The 15,282-nt window shown below is 70.0% G+C and carries 13 protein-coding genes and 2 pseudogenes; 11 read left to right on the forward strand and 4 right to left on the reverse strand.

Annotated elements, in window-relative coordinates; translation table 11 throughout:
• The first annotated feature begins 53 nt into the window (after positions 1 to 53).
• The gene (locus tag AC6EXY_RS04115; RefSeq protein WP_499816605.1) at positions 54 to 1,586 is read left to right on the forward strand and encodes an MFS transporter; all 1,533 of its coding nucleotides are present in this window, start codon (positions 54 to 56) and stop codon (positions 1,584 to 1,586) included.
• A gap of 13 nt (positions 1,587 to 1,599) precedes the next feature.
• Here the strand turns inward: AC6EXY_RS04115 and AC6EXY_RS04120 are convergent, their stop codons facing one another.
• Positions 1,600 to 1,758, reverse strand: a complete 159-nt coding sequence (locus AC6EXY_RS04120; RefSeq protein ID WP_165818334.1) for a hypothetical protein — start codon at positions 1,756 to 1,758, stop codon at positions 1,600 to 1,602.
• A 128-nt stretch (positions 1,759 to 1,886) separates the two neighbouring features.
• On the opposite strand from AC6EXY_RS04120, the gene AC6EXY_RS04125 reads away from it, so the two are divergent.
• The 3 genes and pseudogenes from AC6EXY_RS04125 to AC6EXY_RS04135 form a co-directional block, all read left to right on the forward strand.
• On the forward strand, positions 1,887 to 2,117 hold the full coding sequence (locus AC6EXY_RS04125) for an aromatic-ring hydroxylase C-terminal domain-containing protein (RefSeq protein ID WP_499816648.1): 231 nt from the start codon (positions 1,887 to 1,889) through the stop codon (positions 2,115 to 2,117).
• A 429-nt stretch (positions 2,118 to 2,546) separates the two neighbouring features.
• Positions 2,547 to 4,049 carry a GGDEF domain-containing protein gene (locus AC6EXY_RS04130; RefSeq protein ID WP_101831449.1) on the forward strand — a complete coding sequence of 501 codons (1,503 nt, stop codon included), beginning with the start codon at positions 2,547 to 2,549 and terminating at the stop codon, positions 4,047 to 4,049.
• A 94-nt stretch (positions 4,050 to 4,143) separates the two neighbouring features.
• Positions 4,144 to 4,359: pseudogene (locus AC6EXY_RS04135) on the forward strand (hypothetical protein); the annotation flags it as partial.
• A gap of 50 nt (positions 4,360 to 4,409) precedes the next feature.
• Here AC6EXY_RS04135 and AC6EXY_RS04140 read toward each other — a convergent pair.
• A complete protein-coding gene (locus tag AC6EXY_RS04140; RefSeq protein ID WP_499842294.1) occupies positions 4,410 to 4,919 on the reverse strand; it encodes an MFS transporter in 510 nt (169 codons plus the stop codon).
• Between the two features lie 68 nt (positions 4,920 to 4,987).
• On the opposite strand from AC6EXY_RS04140, the gene AC6EXY_RS04145 reads away from it, so the two are divergent.
• The gene (locus AC6EXY_RS04145; RefSeq protein WP_243407429.1) at positions 4,988 to 5,254 is read left to right on the forward strand and encodes a thioesterase II family protein; all 267 of its coding nucleotides are present in this window, start codon (positions 4,988 to 4,990) and stop codon (positions 5,252 to 5,254) included.
• Between the two features lie 157 nt (positions 5,255 to 5,411).
• On the opposite strand, the gene AC6EXY_RS04150 is transcribed toward AC6EXY_RS04145, so the two are convergent.
• Both AC6EXY_RS04150 and ltrA read right to left on the reverse strand, forming a co-directional pair.
• Complete coding sequence (locus AC6EXY_RS04150) at positions 5,412 to 5,762, reverse strand: group II intron maturase-specific domain-containing protein (protein ID WP_499816647.1); 351 nt, start codon at positions 5,760 to 5,762, stop codon at positions 5,412 to 5,414.
• Between the two features lie 32 nt (positions 5,763 to 5,794).
• Complete coding sequence (ltrA, locus tag AC6EXY_RS04155) at positions 5,795 to 6,778, reverse strand: group II intron reverse transcriptase/maturase (protein WP_499816646.1); 984 nt, start codon at positions 6,776 to 6,778, stop codon at positions 5,795 to 5,797.
• Positions 6,779 to 7,392: 614 nt separating this feature from the next.
• On the opposite strand from ltrA, the gene AC6EXY_RS04160 reads away from it, so the two are divergent.
• From AC6EXY_RS04160 to AC6EXY_RS04185, 6 genes and pseudogenes are all read left to right on the forward strand, one after another.
• On the forward strand, positions 7,393 to 7,545 hold the full coding sequence (locus AC6EXY_RS04160) for a hypothetical protein (RefSeq protein ID WP_165818333.1): 153 nt from the start codon (positions 7,393 to 7,395) through the stop codon (positions 7,543 to 7,545).
• 141 nt (positions 7,546 to 7,686) lie between these two features.
• Complete coding sequence (locus tag AC6EXY_RS04165; RefSeq protein ID WP_499816604.1) at positions 7,687 to 10,980, forward strand: ATP-binding protein; 3,294 nt, start codon at positions 7,687 to 7,689, stop codon at positions 10,978 to 10,980.
• 282 nt (positions 10,981 to 11,262) lie between these two features.
• Positions 11,263 to 12,522, forward strand: coding sequence for a glycosyltransferase (locus AC6EXY_RS04170; protein ID WP_101831446.1), 1,260 nt, complete (start codon positions 11,263 to 11,265; stop codon positions 12,520 to 12,522).
• Positions 12,523 to 12,613: 91 nt separating this feature from the next.
• Positions 12,614 to 13,804: an aromatic ring-hydroxylating oxygenase subunit alpha gene (locus AC6EXY_RS04175; protein WP_499816603.1), complete on the forward strand. Its 1,191-nt coding sequence runs from the start codon at positions 12,614 to 12,616 to the stop codon at positions 13,802 to 13,804.
• Positions 13,805 to 13,972: 168 nt separating this feature from the next.
• A pseudogene (locus AC6EXY_RS04180) lies at positions 13,973 to 14,704 on the forward strand (IS5 family transposase); the annotation flags it as partial.
• A 148-nt stretch (positions 14,705 to 14,852) separates the two neighbouring features.
• Positions 14,853 to 15,275: a hypothetical protein gene (locus tag AC6EXY_RS04185; protein WP_101831540.1), complete on the forward strand. Its 423-nt coding sequence runs from the start codon at positions 14,853 to 14,855 to the stop codon at positions 15,273 to 15,275.
• Positions 15,276 to 15,282: the final 7 nt, after the last annotated feature.

A 15,282-nucleotide genomic window follows, 5' to 3' on the forward strand; every position in this document is an offset into this window, starting at 1 on the left:
CCGGGCGCCGCGCGCACACGCCGGGCCCCCGACCGCGAGATGCGAGCCACCTCATGACTCAGCAGGACGCCCAGCCCGACCGGGCCGGTCCCAGCCCCGGCGCCGTCCCGTCCATCCCGAGCCAGCGCCGTGTGGGCGCCGAAGCCCGGCCCGTCTCCCCGGCCCTGCTGCTGGCGATCCTGTCGATCGCGAGTTTCCTGGCCCAGCTCGACGTGTGGGTCACCAACGTGGGCCTGCCCGCCATCGGGCGCGGCACCCACGCCGGTTCCCTCGCCGACCTGAGCTGGGTGCTCAACGGCTACGCGATCGTCTACGCGGCGCTGCTGGTGCCGGCCGGCCGCCTGGTGGACCGGTTCGGCCGCAAGGGTGGCTTCCTGCTCGGCCTGACCGTGTTCGCCGTCGCCAGCATCGGCGCAGGCCTGTCCGGCGACATCTGGGTGCTGGTCGGGTTCCGGGTCCTGCAGGCCGTCGGCGCGGCCCTGCTCACCCCGGCCAGCCTCGGCCTGGTGCTGCTGACCGCGCCGGCGGCGAAGATCGGCAAGTACGTGAAGATCTGGTTCACCACCGGCGCGCTGTCGGCCGCCTCCGGCCCGGTGCTGGGCGGCCTGCTCGTGGAGGCGTCCTGGCGGTGGCTGTTCCTGGTGAACATCCCGGTCGCGGCGGCCGCGATCGCGCTGGGCGTCCGCTACCTGCCCAGCAGCCGGGACGCCGGCGACCACCTGCCCGACCTGCGCGGCGGCGGGCTACTCATCGTCGCGATCGGCGCACTGGCCCTGGGGCTGGTCAAGGCGCCGGACTGGGGCTGGTCGAGCGGCCGGGTGATCGTCGCGTTCGTCCTCGTGGCGGTCGCGCTGGCGTTGTTCCTGGCCAGCTCCGCCCGCCACCCGGCGCCGGTCGTCACCCTCTCCCTGTTCCGCAACCGGGTGTTCACCACTGCCAACCTGGTGGCCACCGTCGCCTTCGTGGCCTTCGGGATTGAGCTGCTCTCGACGATCCTGTGGCTCCAGGGTCACTGGCACTACTCGGTGATCCGCACCGGGCTGGCCTCCACGCCTGGCCCGGTGATGTTCGCCGTCGGCTCGGCGGTCGCGGAAACCCTCCAGGCGCGTACCCGGCTGCGGGCGGGACGGATCGCGGTCGCGGGCGCGCTGCTGGCCGTCATCGGTACGTTCATGCTGACCGGCCTGGTCACCGACGAGCCGCGGTTTCTGGCCGCGTTCCTGCCGACCTGGGTGGTCCTCGGCCTGGGTTACGGCCTGGCGGTGCCGACCGCGATCACCCGGGCGACGGTCGGCCTGCCGCCGGAGGACTCCGCGACCGGCAGCGCGATCGTGACGATGGCCACCCAGCTCGGCTCGGTCATCGGGATCAGCCTCCTGGTGGCGATCCTGGGCCGCGCCTCCGGCGCGGCGAGCGAGGCGGTCTTCCAGCACGCCTGGTACGTGTCGGCCGGGGCGCTCGTCGCGGCGGCCGTCGCCTCGTTCGGCCTGGACTCTCGACCCACGGCGGCGGCTCGACCGGACCTCCCGCCGGTCGCAGCGGGCGCCGCCGACGTCGGCGATCCGGAGGCTGCGGCCCGGGTGTGAGGACGCCGCCGACTTAGGCCGGCTCGGTGTCCGCGGCCGCCGGCGCGGCGGGCGTGGCATCCGGGCCGGCCGCCGGGCCGGCGAGCCGGTCCGCGCCGGCGATGCGCGGCCAGGCCGCGTCCGCCTGCCGGTAGTGGCAGGCGCACAGGTGCGGATGCACGCCGAGCGACACCCACGTCTCCGCCTCCTGGATGAAACGCCGCTTGTCGTCCCGCTGGTTTCGCCGCCAGGCGGCGTCGACGCGTCACCGCTGCCCCGTGCCCGTGGCGTGCACTCACGGGCGATGGAGATCCTGCGCGTCTGCGGCGTCGAACCGGACCTACGCAAGGTGGAGCTGCCGATCACGCCACCGGGGCACCGGTCGACAGCCATGCGATCACCGAACCGAACTGGCCGAGCCTGTATGGCGTCGCGCCCGATGGGGCGGTCCTCGTCCGCCCCGACGGGCATGTCGCGTGGCGCAGCCGGACCTCCTCCGCCGATCCGGTGACGGACCTCCAGACCGCCCTGATCACCAGCGCCGGACGGTGACTCCGGCCCACCAACATCCAGACGACGGACTTTCCGCAGACGTCGGCGACGTGGCCGGGGAACGACCAGGCCCCTGTGCAACAGAGCCTGCCGAGGCGGGCGTGCGGTAGACGACCAGGATGCGGTCGCGGCCGTCCATGTGGGCGGCCAGGTGGCGGTACATCGTCGGGCAAGGGATACCGAAGGCGCCGGTGATCCCATCGATGGTGGGCTCGGCCCGGTGGCCGTTTCATCGGCAGCTTAGTAGGGAACGGCAGTACTGGTGGCAATATGCGGAACTGTGTATATCCGACAGTGCCCGCCGGTCCGGCGGGCCGATGAACGAAGTGCGAAATGGGCAGAAAGGACCCGCAGGGCGGCGCCGGAGTCTTCCCGGATCCTCGCGATGCCTGGCGGGACGAGGCAGACCCCGGGCGTGGTGCGCGTGGGATGGCTCAGGTTTTCGCCTCTGGCGGCGAGGTGGGCCAACTGATGTCGGCCATGGACTGGTCCGCCACGCCGCTCGGACCGCTGCGCGGCTGGTGCACCGAGCTGCGTATGGCAGTGAGTATCTGCCTGGAGTCCCGTTTTCCGATGCAGGTCCTATGGGGGCCAGATCTCATCATTATTCAGAATGATGGAATAGCTCCGTATATGGGGGAAAAATACCCAGAGTGTATTGGTCGTCCCTATCATGAGGTCTTTGCGGAGGTAATGCCAGTCGTCGGGCCGCTACTCGGCCAGGTGATGTCCGGCGGCGGGGCCACCTGGTCGCAGGATCTGCCGGTCCTGCTCGACCGACACGGGTACCTGCAGGAGAGTCACTTCACCTTCTCCTTCAGCCCCATTCGGCGAATCCCGACCGCCGAAGTACTGGGGGTGTTCTTGGCGGCACACGAAACGACAGGGCACGTCGTGGGGCTGCGGCGACTCTCCTGCCTGCGCGAGATCGCGGGTGTCACCGTCCACGCACAGACCTCCGGGGAAGTGTTCACGGACGCGGTCGGCGCGCTGAGCCATACCTCGGCGGACGTCCCGTACTGTGTGATCCTCCTACGGGATCCCCGCACCCCTCGGCTGGTGCTGCGGCCTGTGGCGACGGCCGGCCTGGCCGCGGTGCCGGACGTGTTCTCCCGCCCGGGCACGCTCGACCCCGACGGCCTTCTGCCCGAGTTCGGGGACTCGCTGGTCTCCGGCCGGATGCTGATCTCCAGACGGCTCCTCGACCGGCTCGAGCTCCAGCCCATCACCGACGTCCCGTCCGCTGACCGCGCGCTCGTCGTCCCCCTCACAGCAGGAGGGGACGATCCTCCCATCGGACTCCTCGTGGCCGGTATCAGTGATCGTCTTCCTCTGGACGGTGACTACCGCACCTTCCTCACGTTGGCCGCCACCCAGATCTCCAGCGCCGCGTCGATGGCCCACAACACCGCCGAGGCCCGCTATCAGTCTCTGCACGACACACTGACCGGACTACCGAACAGGGCCGCACTGTTCGATCACCTCGGACAGGTCATCGTCGAAGCCCAGGAACACGCACGGCGCCTCGGTTTCCTCTTCGTCGACCTCGACGGATTCAAGGCCGTGAACGACTCGCTAGGTCATCAGGCCGGGGATGATCTGCTGTGCGCCGTCGCGAATCGGATCCGCCGGGCCGTCCGTCCCGGCGACTTCGTCGCCAGGCTCGCCGGTGACGAGTTCGCCGTCCTCTGCCAGAACATCACCTCCACAGACGAGATCGAGGCGGTCGCCAAACGAATTCTCGTGGCTGTCTCGACATTCAGCTCCCACGAGACACCGGCGAGGACTGTGACCGCAAGTATCGGCATCGCCTTGTCCGGTCCCACGACCTCCACTCCCGACGAACTCGTACGCGCCGCGGACGTCGCCATGTACACAGCCAAACGGCAGGGCCGAGACCGCCACCAGCTCTTCGACGGCGCCACGCTCTAGTACTACACAGTCCCAGCGGCTGCCATGTGGTCCTTGTTCGGGGGTGCGGCGCGCCGGGTGGCATGGGGCGGCCACCGCGTGATCTTCATGGCTTGTGAATACACATGAGGATGCGACGGCGGCCGCGCCGGGCAGCGTATCCGAGACGGACGTCGCGGTGTGGGATGCGGAGCTGGAAGAGCTGTTCGCCCGCTTGAAGGGCTGTTTCCGGTCCGAGCAGCCTCGTGCGCAGGCGCAGGCATATGTGGCAGGGTTGTTGTCTCGGACGGAACGGAAGAACGGGTGGACGCTCGCGGAGTTCAGCCAGGACATAGATCGACGAAATCCATTTTGGGAAACTGTCATGCCTTTTGAGAACCCTTACTCACGTCCCTCGACGAGTGGGAGCACGACGGCCGCCAGGCCGAGCGTCACCAGCACCGTGCCCACAATGTCGAGCCTGCCGCTGCCGTCGGCTCGGGACTCCGGCACCACCCGGGGGGTCAGCAGCAGCGCCAGCACGCCGATCGGCACGTTGATCAGGAAGCAGCTGCGCCAGCCCAGGCCGGCCACATCGGCCTTGATCAGCAGCCCGCCGATCAGCTGGCCCCCCACCGACGCCGACGCGAGCACGAGTCCGTACGCGGTGAAGGCGCGCTGCCGGGCGAGCCCGGTGTACGCGGTACCCAGGATGGTCAGCACCTGCGGTGACAGCACGGCGGCGGCCACGCCCTGCACTACCCGGGCGAGCATCAGCACGACGGGATCCGGGGCGAGCCCGCACAGGAGCGACGACACCGTGAACAGCAACAGCCCGATGGCGTACAGCCGTCTGCGGCCGAAGATGTCGCCGAGCCGCCCGGCCATGATGAGCCCGGACGCATAGGCCAGGCCGTAGCCAACTACCGGGCCGGCAGAACCGGCGGGCCGAGGCCCCGTACACGGCCTGGGAGCCGTTGGTGGAGGCCCTCTACGACGCCGTCGAGGATGAGCTGGACGGCCGGCCGTTCGCTTTCTTCGGGCACAGTATGGGTGCTCTGCTCGCCTACCGGCTCACGGTGGCGGTGGAGCGCGAGGGCGGCCCCGCCCCGCGTCTGCTCGCCGTCTCGGGCTGGTCCACGGCCGCGCACCGCGGTGGTGAGGTAGCCGTCGACCAGCTGTCGGACGAGGAGTTCCTGCGCCAGGTGCGGGAGTTTGGGGCGTTGCCGACGGAGGTCACCGAGTAGGGTGGGCGACTGGCGCGGTGGCATCTCGCTTTAGGCACATGGTCCGGTACCTTTGTCCGCGCGGTTTCCCGCACGTTTTTCATCCCGGCCGTCCCTGGCATGCTCCGTCTCCAGCCGCCCCCCGTCAATCCGTGCATGAGGTTCTCCCTCACACGGCTTACCGACGTCGTTCACCGCCGGCATTCGGTTTCTCCCACCAGGGCTTCCCAGCCCTGGGCGAGACAGTTATCCCAGACAGGCTGACCAGTCCGAGGTCAACCGGCCGTGAGCTCACGAGAACCCACCAGCCGAACCCCATGCTGCGCCGGTAGCGAGCCCGGACGAACCGGGCCAGCCGCCCCCGCGCAAACCACCAGATAGCGACAAGGCGCCGGGCAGAGTGCCCGAAGCGGAAGTACCCAGCCCAGCCCCGAAGAAAGACGTTGAGCTGTTCCACGATCACCTCCGGCGACAGCAGCTGCTGAGACCGGGCGGTTATCTCCCGTATCCGGTCCCGAGCGTGCCGCATCGCCCTGTCCGAAGGCCAGCGCGCGAGAAACGTCACCTTCGGCTTCCCGAGAACTCCCCGGGACCGCACCAGCCGATGATGAAAGCCGAGAAAATCAAGCCCCCACCATCAGGCTGGAGGTGCACGATACGGGTCTTTGCCGCTTTGGGCGTAAGGCCCAGATCGGCGAGCAGGCGGATCAGGCGCTCCAACGCCCGCTCCGCCTGATCTCGCGACCAGCACATCACCAGCAGATCGTCGGCAAACCTCACCAGCGCCCCGTCACCCTCATCCCACTCCCGGTCAAGCCGGTGCAGGTAAACGTTGCAGAGCAACGGCGACAGCGGACCCCCTTGTGGAGTCCCGCTAACCGGCCGCCTCACCTCACTGCCACCCATCACCCCGGCGCGCAGGACCGCACGCAAGAGCCTGAGCAGCGACTGGTCGCAGACCCGTTCCTCGATCGCCCGCATCAAACCGTCGAACGGGATCGCCGTGAAACAGTCGGCGATGTCCGTCTCCACCACCCACCGCCTGCCCCGATAGCACTCGTCGACGAGTACCTGCAGGGCGTCGTGGGCCGAGCGTCGCGGGCGGAACCCGAACGAACACCCGGCCATGTCGGCCTCGAAGACCGGCTCGAGCACGATCCTGAGCGCCGTCTGCACGATGCGGTCTCGAACAGCGGGAATCGACAACGGCCGCATTTCGTCTTTCCCCCCAGGTTTGGGGATCCAGACCCGCCGCAGCGGCATCGGCCGGTACGCCCCTTCCCGCAGCTCGGTGGCCAGCTCGCCCAGCAGCCGGGTCACCCCGTACTCCTCAACCTGGGCCACCGTGGTGTGGTCGATGCCAGGAGCGCCCCTGTTGGCACGCACCTTGACCCACGCACGCTCCAGGACGTCCCCGCGGTGAACCTTGTCCCAGAGCGCATGAAACTTCCGTCCGGGATCGGCCTTGGCCGTCCGGTAAAGCGTGTGCTGCAAGGCACGGACCGAATCCACATCGGATCCATCGGCGGCGGGACTAGCAACCATGGCACTCACCGGGCCCCTCCTTTCCAACTCCACGCATCGACGAAGCAGCGGCCCTTCCCTCACCGCCGGTTGTGTTGTCCGGTCGGCTCGATCGGTACTATGGCCGCCTCCGACGCCCGCCCGGCCCGCCACCCACTTCCCGGGATCACCGGTTATAAGGCACGGCTTTCCAGCAGATTTCCGCAGTCTGCCGGGCCGGGGAGGGCCTCCCCAGTTCCCGCCGCCACTATCAGTACGTTCCGCGCCCCTTACGCCGGGGAGTTCCTCACGGCTGCGACTCCAGGGTCTTCACCGCTTCCATGGCCTTCACCTCGAGTTCGAGAGGCTCGGCACTCCCTTGCCCCACCCAAAGGACGAGTGAATAACGACGCCGCAGGCTTCGCGTGATGCTACGGACCGCACTGTCGCTCCCCCTAACAGGGCTTTCGACGCTGGGCTTCGACCCCGCCCGTTTCCAGACGAAGCCGCCAGCCTGCTACCGGGCCTCCTGGCAGCTACCCGGACCGGACTCTCACCGGCAAGCGACGACAGGCTTACGACAGTCAGACCAGCCGCTTACACGGCGTCACCTCCCGTCTCCTGGGCACACGAACAAGGTCCACTACATCCGCGATGTGTCATTCGGCGAAGACGCCTCCACCCTGCGCACCGGCAACATCCCGACCAACATCGCGACCCTGCGCTCCACCGTGATCAACAGGCTTCGCCGAGCCGGCTACCAGTTCATCCCACCCGGCCGCCGCGGACCTGTGACTGTCCGAGGCTGACGACTGCGGGACCTGTAGGCACACCGAGCCGGCTGCATTCGTCACGGCTCCCGGCCATTCGGTCACGGTGCGAGTTATCGTGATCCCTCGGGTGTCCGGCGCCGCCGGACACCCGAGGGATGCCTCGGGCGGGGGGTTTTGGTGGGTGGTGCGCCGGATCCCCGGCCGGAGTTCGCGGAGCGGTTGCGGGCGCTGCGGGATGCCGCGGGTCTGTCGATCCGGGATCTGGTGGCCGCCAGTGCGAAGACCCCCCGACGGCGGCCCGGGGAACCGCCGTTGCGCCTGAAACGCAGCACCGTCGACGGAATGATCAGCAGAAGCCGGCCGGTGCGGCCCACGCAGGATCACCTCGAGGTGTTCGTCGACACCTGTATCCGGGTCGCGCAGGAGTCCGGTCGGCCGCTGCCTGACGATCTGGGGGACCGGCAGCGCTGGGACGACGCCTACCGCGACCTGCTGATCAGGATGGCCGGCCTGCGCAGCGTCAACCGCTCGGCGACGGAGGCGGCCCGGCGGTTGGCCCGGATCGAGCCGCAGGCCGCCGACCCGGGACCGGCCTCGGTGTCCGACCTGCGGCCGGGTCGGCCGGGTCCGGGATCCGGCCTGGCGGCTGGCGCCATACCGGACGCACTGCTGGTGGATGGTGGGCCGGCGTCGTTCGTGGGGCGGCCGGAGGCGCTGCGTCAGCTGCGCCGGGCGGTCGCCGATGTCCACGGCGGGCGGCCGCGGGTCGCGCTGCTGGAGGGCCCGGCGGGAATCGGCAAGACGGCCCTGGTCCGTCATCTCCTCGGCGAGGCGGATGCCGGCGCCGTGCTGTGGGCGAGCGGCGAGGAGGAAGAGACGGGTCTCAGTTTCGGGGTGCTCGACCAGCTGACCGCCGAGGCGGCCCGGGTCCTCCGAGCGGACCAGCCCTCCCCGAGCGGTCCGGGTGAGCTGACCGGCCCCGCGGGATCCATCCGCGGCCCGTCGCCCGATCCGCTGGTCGCCGGCGCGGCTCTGGTCGAGCTGCTCGGCGAGCTGCAGCGGTCCGGCCCGGTCGTGCTGGTCGTCGACGACGCGCACTGGGCGGATCGGCCGTCCCTGCAGGCGCTGACGTTCGCGCTGCGGCGGTTGCGGGCCGACCGGGTGCTCGCCCTGATGATGGTCCGGGATCTGGTGGACGCGCGGCTTCCGGACGGGCTGCGCCGGCTGCTGATGGACGAGCGGACCGTCCGCCTCCTGCTCGAGGGGCTGGACGACACCGAGCTGCGGGCCCTGAGCTCCGCGCACGTCACCGGGCCGCTGTCCTGGCGGGCGTGCGCCCGCCTGCGAGCCCACACTGGCGGCAATCCACTGCACGCCCGGGCGCTGCTCGAGGAGGTCCCGGCGGAGGCCTTCGACAATCTCGACGTGCCGCTGCCGGTGCCGCGCTCGTTCGCGATGCTCGTCGTGGCGAGGCTTGCGGCGGCGCCGGCCGGGGGCCGGGAGCTGGCCACCGCGGCCAGCGTCCTCGGGGCGCATCCCACTCTGGCCCAGGCCGCCGCCGTCGGCGGGGTGGACGAGCCGCTGCCCGCCCTGGAGCAGGCGATCGCGGCGGGTCTGTTGATGGAGCGGCCGGTCGCGCGGGGTCTTCGGTTCCCGCATCCGCTGGTGCACGCCGCGATCTACGAGCAGGCCGGCCCGGCGCGCCGCGCCGAGCTGCACATCCGTGCGGCGGCTCTCGCTGAGGAGGTGGCCCTGCGGCTGCACCATCTGGCCCGTGCCGCCACCGGGCCGGACGGCAGGCTGGCCCTGGAGCTGGCCAGGCTGGGCCGGGAGCAGGCGACCGCGGGGGCGTGGGCCGCCGCCGCGAACCAGCTGTCCGCCGCCGCCCGGCTCGCCCCGTCGCGCACCGACTACGAGCAGCTGACGCTGGAAGCGGCGGACTGCCAGCTGCTGGCGGGTGACGTGCCTGATCCGCTCGGGAAGGTCGGTGAGGTTCGCGGTTTCCGGCCGACCGCCTGGCGTGACTACCTGCTGGGCCGCTTCGCCTTCCAGCGCGGTGACGCGGACGAGGCCGAGACCCGGCTACGGAGCGCCTGGAAGCGCTGCGACCCGGACGGTGGTGCCGACGCCGACCCGCTGCTCGCAGCCCGGGTCGCCGGCTGGCTCGCCGCCCTCTGCCAGACGAAGCTCCTCGGCGCGGAGTCCGCCGAGTGGGCCGGGCGGGCGCTGGCGCTGAGCCCCGGCAACGCGGCGTTCGACCTCATCGGGCAGATCCGGATGGGCGGGCTGGCGATGAGCGGGCATCTCGACGCCGTCCTCGAGTCGGCCGCCGACCTGCCGGACCCCGCCGTCGCCTCCATGGCTGACCTGGACATGCTCGCGGGCAGGGGTTCCCTGCACGCTCTCGTCGACGATTTCGCCGGCGCGCGCCGGGACCTCGGCGGGGTCCTGGCCGCCGGCCGGGGCCGCTCGCTCCTGTTCCGGGTGTCGGTCACCACCACGCTCGCCCAGGCCGAGTACCGGGCGGGGCTCTGGGACGATGCCGCGATCCACTGCGATCACGCGTTGTCGCTGATGGCCGACTCCGACGACGGCGCTCTCCTCCCGTACTGCCATCAGGTCGGCGTCCTGGTGCCCGCGGCTCGTGGCCACTGGGTGCAGGCCGAGGAACACGTCCGGACGACGCAGGCCTTCGCCGAAAGCGGGTTTCCCTATCTGGTCGCGAGCGCGGCCATCGCCACGGCCCACCTGGCACGGGCCCGTGGCCTACCCGCCGAGATCGTCGCGGCTCTCGAACCGCCGGTCCGGTCCGGGCTGCTGGACCTTGATGCCGAGCCCGGGACCTCCGGGTGGCAGGACACCCTGGTCGACGCGCTGGTGGAGGTCGGTGACCTCGGACGGGCCGAGGAGGTGCTGATCCGGTTCGAGGCGGCAGCCAGACAGCGTGGGCGCCGCGCCACGATGGCCGCCGCCGCCCGCAGCCGCGGCAACCTGGAAGCACGCCGAGACAACACGAGCGCAGCCGACAGGGCCTTTCGTGCGGGCCTCGCCGAATGGGAACACGTCGACCTGCCGTTCGAGCAGGCGCTGCTCCACCACTTCTACGGTGCCTTCCTGCGCAGGGCAGGCCGGCCCGCCGACGCCGTCAGGCAGCTCGGGGCCGCCCATGGCACCTTCAGCCTGCTCGGCGCCCGCCCCTATCTGGACCGCTGCGAGAACGAGCTCGTCGCCGGCGGATGGACGCCTCGGCAAGGCCGCAGCCGGGAACCGGACGCATCCCGCCTGACCACCCCGGAGCTCGCCGTCGCCAAGCTGGTCGCCGCGGGTCTCACCAACCGTCAGGTCGCCCGGGAGCTCGTCCTCAGCGAGAAGACCGTCGAACACCGTCTGCGTGCCGTGTTCGGGAAGCTGGATGTGACGGCGCGAACCCAGCTGTCCGGCCTGATGAGACACGACACGGTCCGCACCTGAGCCGATCCGCACCTGAGCCGATCCGCCGTGCGAGGGCAGACTCTCCGTGCGACAGCGCGCCCGGCGTCCGGCCGCACCGGACACGGACACGGACACGCCTGCACGGCCGAAGGGCCCGCACCGGCGTTTCCGGACGGTTCCCCGCGCGAATGCGTCCGGTGAGATCGCCGGACAGCACGACCGAAGCCACCATGTCCTCAGAGCACGAAAACGGCGACGCAGGCCCATGTACCGGCCTTCTCTCCACCGTGCTGGTCGGATTTCCTGAGGAAAGGCTGCACCGTGCGTGTTGCAATCTTCGCGATGGGCACCCGGGGGGATGCCCAACCCGCGGCGATAATCGGCGCCGAACTGGCCCGGCGCGGTCACGAGGTGGTGTTGGGCGTGCCCGGGGACCTTGCCAGTTTCGGTCTCAGAATGGGACTCGACACAGCGTCGATCGGCATCGACGCGCATGAGTTCATGGGCTCGGAAGAGGTACGGGCCTGGCTGGCTTCAGGTGACCTGTGGAAAATCATGAACGGATTCAGTCGGTACAAACGCCAGCAGACGGAACGTATCGCAGACGCCATGGCGGACATCTCCGCCGGCGCCGATCTCATCGTGTCCGGTGTCACCACCGAGGACGAGGCGGCCTGTATCGCGGAGTGGCGGGGGGTGCCGATGGCATGTCTGCACCACGCGCCGATGCGGGCCAACGGAGATTTCCCCTTCTTCATCGCCAGCACCCGCCGGCTGCCGCGGGTCGTCAATCGCCTGATGTATCCGGCGGTCGAGCTCGCCGGGTGGCGGGTCCTCGCCGCCGACGTCAATCGGCTGCGTGCGAGGCTGGGCCTGCGGCCGGCCCGGGAACCCACCCCACGCCGGCTGGCGCGGGCCGGCTCGACGGAGATCCAGGCCTACAGCCGGTTCCTGGTGCCCGAACTCGCCGACTGGGGTGAGCGTCGCCCGCTGGTCGGTTTCCTCACCCTGTCGCCCGAGCAGCGCCGGCTGCTCGGGGAACACCAGCTCGACCCCGCCGTCGACCAGTGGCTGGACGAGGGTGAGCCACCCGCGTACTTCGGATTCGGGAGCATGCCGGTCCTGGATCCGCCCCGGATCCTCGAGTTGCTCAGCACGGTCGCCGACCGGTTGGGGCTGCGCGCGCTGGTGAGCGGGGCGTGGGCCACGACCGGCGTCAGCACCGACCGGCGAGTGTGCGTCGTCGGAGACCTCGACCACGACACGGTGCTCTCGCGTTGCCGCATCGCCGTGCACCATGGCGGCGCCGGCACCACAGCGGCCTCCGTCGCAGCCGGACTGCCGACCGTCGTGTGCTCGGTCATCGGCGACCAGCCCTTCTGGGGCGCCCGGCTCGAACGCCTCGGTGTCGGCGCATCCCTTCGCTTCCCCGAGATGAGCGAGCGGGCCCTCGTCGCCGCCGCGGCCCCCCTGCTGGCCCCCGAACCACGGGAACGTGCAGCGCGGCTGGCCACCCGGCTGAAGACGGAGAACGCGGCTAGCCATACCGCCGACGTTCTCGAAAAGATCCACAGGTCCTGATTTCTCTCCGGCCCGGACACGATCGGCCGGAGAATCCACCGATCACCCGGCGGGCCGGCCACGACCCGGCCGCCGTACAAGGGAGCCACCGATGGACCGCAGCGAGCTCATGGACCTCACCCGGCGCGCGCTCAAAGTCGCCATGGACCGGACAACCGACATGGAGCCGGCTGAACGCCGTCAGCCGGCCGATGCCTACACCAGCCAGCAACGTTTCGAACGTGAACGCGAACTCCTTTTCGGCTCGCCACAGCTGGTCGGCTACCGCTCGGAGCTGCCGACCGCCGGAAGTTTCTGCACGAAGACGGTGATGGACGTTCCCGTGCTTCTGACCCGGAGTCAGGACGGCACCGTCAGGGCCTTCCACAACATCTGCGCTCATCGCCAGGCACCGGTCGCGGTGCGCTGCGGCACAGCCGAACGGTTCGTGTGCCCGTACCACGCCTGGACGTACGACGCTGCGGGCCGCTTCGTCGGAGGGCCCGGCCGTGAGGGTTTCCCGTCACTGGCGGCCGGCGGAACAGGCCTCACGGAACTGCCGGCCGCGGAGCATGCCGGGTTTCTGTGGGTCGGCCTCCAGCCGGAGAACGGGCCCCTGGACATCGAGGCCCATCTGGGGCCGCTCGGTCCGGAGCTTGCCTCGTGGGGGATCGGCGACTGGTCGCCGGTGGGTGAGCGGGTTCTCGACTCCCCGATCAACTGGAAGCTCGCTCTGGACACTTTCGCCGAGAGCTATCACTTCTCCACCCTGCACCGCGACACGTTCGCCCAGCTTGCCCTGGGAAACTGCGCGCTTTTCGACTCGTTCGGCCCGCACCATCGGCTGGTCGTTCCGTTGCGGCACCTCACGGGCCTCGCGGACCGGTCCGCCGAAGAATGGCAGCCGCTGGACAACCTGTCGATCGCCTACGCGCTGTTTCCCAACATCGTCGTTTCGGTGAGTGCCGCCAACAGCGAGGTCTTCCGGATCTACCCCGGCAACGGGCCCGGGCACTCGGTGACCTGCCACCAGAACGCCTCAAAGCTGGACCTTGCGGACGAGACCACCCGGGCGGGCGCGGAAAGACTGTTCGACTTCGCGCACTCGACAGTCCGCGACGAGGACTATCAGCTCGCTGTCGAAATCCAGAAGAACCTTTCCTCGGGCGCGCGGTCCGAACTGGTCTTCGGGCGCAACGAGCCGGGTCTCCAGCACCGTCACTCGGTCCTCGACGCGAGGATGAGCGCTCAGCCACGGCCAGCCGGGCAGCCAGGGAGAGTGGACCTTGCTCATCGTTCATGACCTGGGCCTGTCGAGGTGCGCGAGGACAGCGATCTGGTGTCTCGTTGGACCTGGCCTATCCGGCTGGATTTGCGGGGTGTGCGATGGGGGTGCACTCGTCGGATCATGGCCGGGTGGGGGTGGCGGGGGGCTGACGGTGGACGGATGGCGCGTGCTCCTCGTCATCGGTATCCGTCGGATCTGTCGGACTCGCAGTGGGCGTTGGTCGGGCCGTTGCTCCCGCCGCCGGCGGTGGTGGGTCGCCGGGAGAAGCATGATCGGCGCGATGTCGTCGACGCGATCCTGTACGTGGTGCGTAACGGCTGTGCGTGGCGGGCGTTGCCGTCGGACTATCCGCCGTGGCAGACCGTGTACTACTACTTCGCCCGCTGGCACGACCTGGGTGTGACCGAACGTGTTCACGATGCGCTGCGGGAGCAGGCCCGCGCTCAGGAAGGCCGGGCCCCGGAACCGACCGCGGGGATCATCGATTCCCAGTCGGTGAAGGGCGCTGACACCGTCCCGGCGTCCTCCCGCGGCTACGACGCCGGCAAGAAAATCGACGGCCGCAAGCGGTTCGTCGTCGTGGACACGATGGGCCTGCTGCTGGCCGTGCTCGTGGTCCCGGCGAGCACGCATGACACCGCCGGCGGCCGGCAGCTCCTGCTCGACGGTTTCTTCGCCGGCCGGCGGCTACGGCTGGTGTTCGCCGACGCCGGCTTCACGGGCACGTTCGTCGACTGGGCTGTCCGGATCCTGACCCTCACCGTGCAGGTGGTGCGTAAACCCGCCGGACAGAAGGGCTTCTCCGTCCTGCCACGCCGGTGGGTCGTCGAGAGAACTCCGTCGTGGATCACCGGGCACCGCCGGCACGCCCGCGACTACGAACGCCGCCCCGACCACGCCGAATCCCTCATCCGCCGGTTGAGGTCGATAGATGGCCCCATATCATGGTAATGGGGATGCTGGTGCGGCGGCCGCCGTCGTTGGTCAACCTGCGTGAGCCGAGAAGCCGCGTTAGCGTAACTGCCGTGTGATTGTGCAGGAAGACAGCGGAAGGGTGAGCACTATGGCCCGTTTGTCCGAGCAACTGGCCTACCTTTCAGGGCGCGCCAAGGCAGCCGAGGATGCCGCGGGCACGGCCGAGGCCGAGACCCGCGAGGAGTTGGCGGCCAAAGTCGAGCAGGCTCGTGCCAACGCCGAGCAGCGCGCGGGCGAGCTTCGCGAGAAGGCGGCGGACGTTACCCAGGAGGCTTCCAGTCGGTGGAGCGAGATCCAGGACCGCTGGAAGGACCATGTGAGCGAGGTGCGTGCCGAGGTCCAACAGAAGCAGGCGGAGCGCGACGCCAACCGTGCCGAGCGGCGTGCGGAGTACGCGGAGGACGACGCCGCCTGCGCGATCTCTTTCGCCATCTCCGCTGTGGAAGAAGCCGAGTACGCCGTCCTGGACGCCACCTTGGCCCGCGCCGACGCTGCGGCCGCCCGCGCCTGATCCTCCT

Source organism: Frankia sp. RB5, from assembly GCF_059816245.1.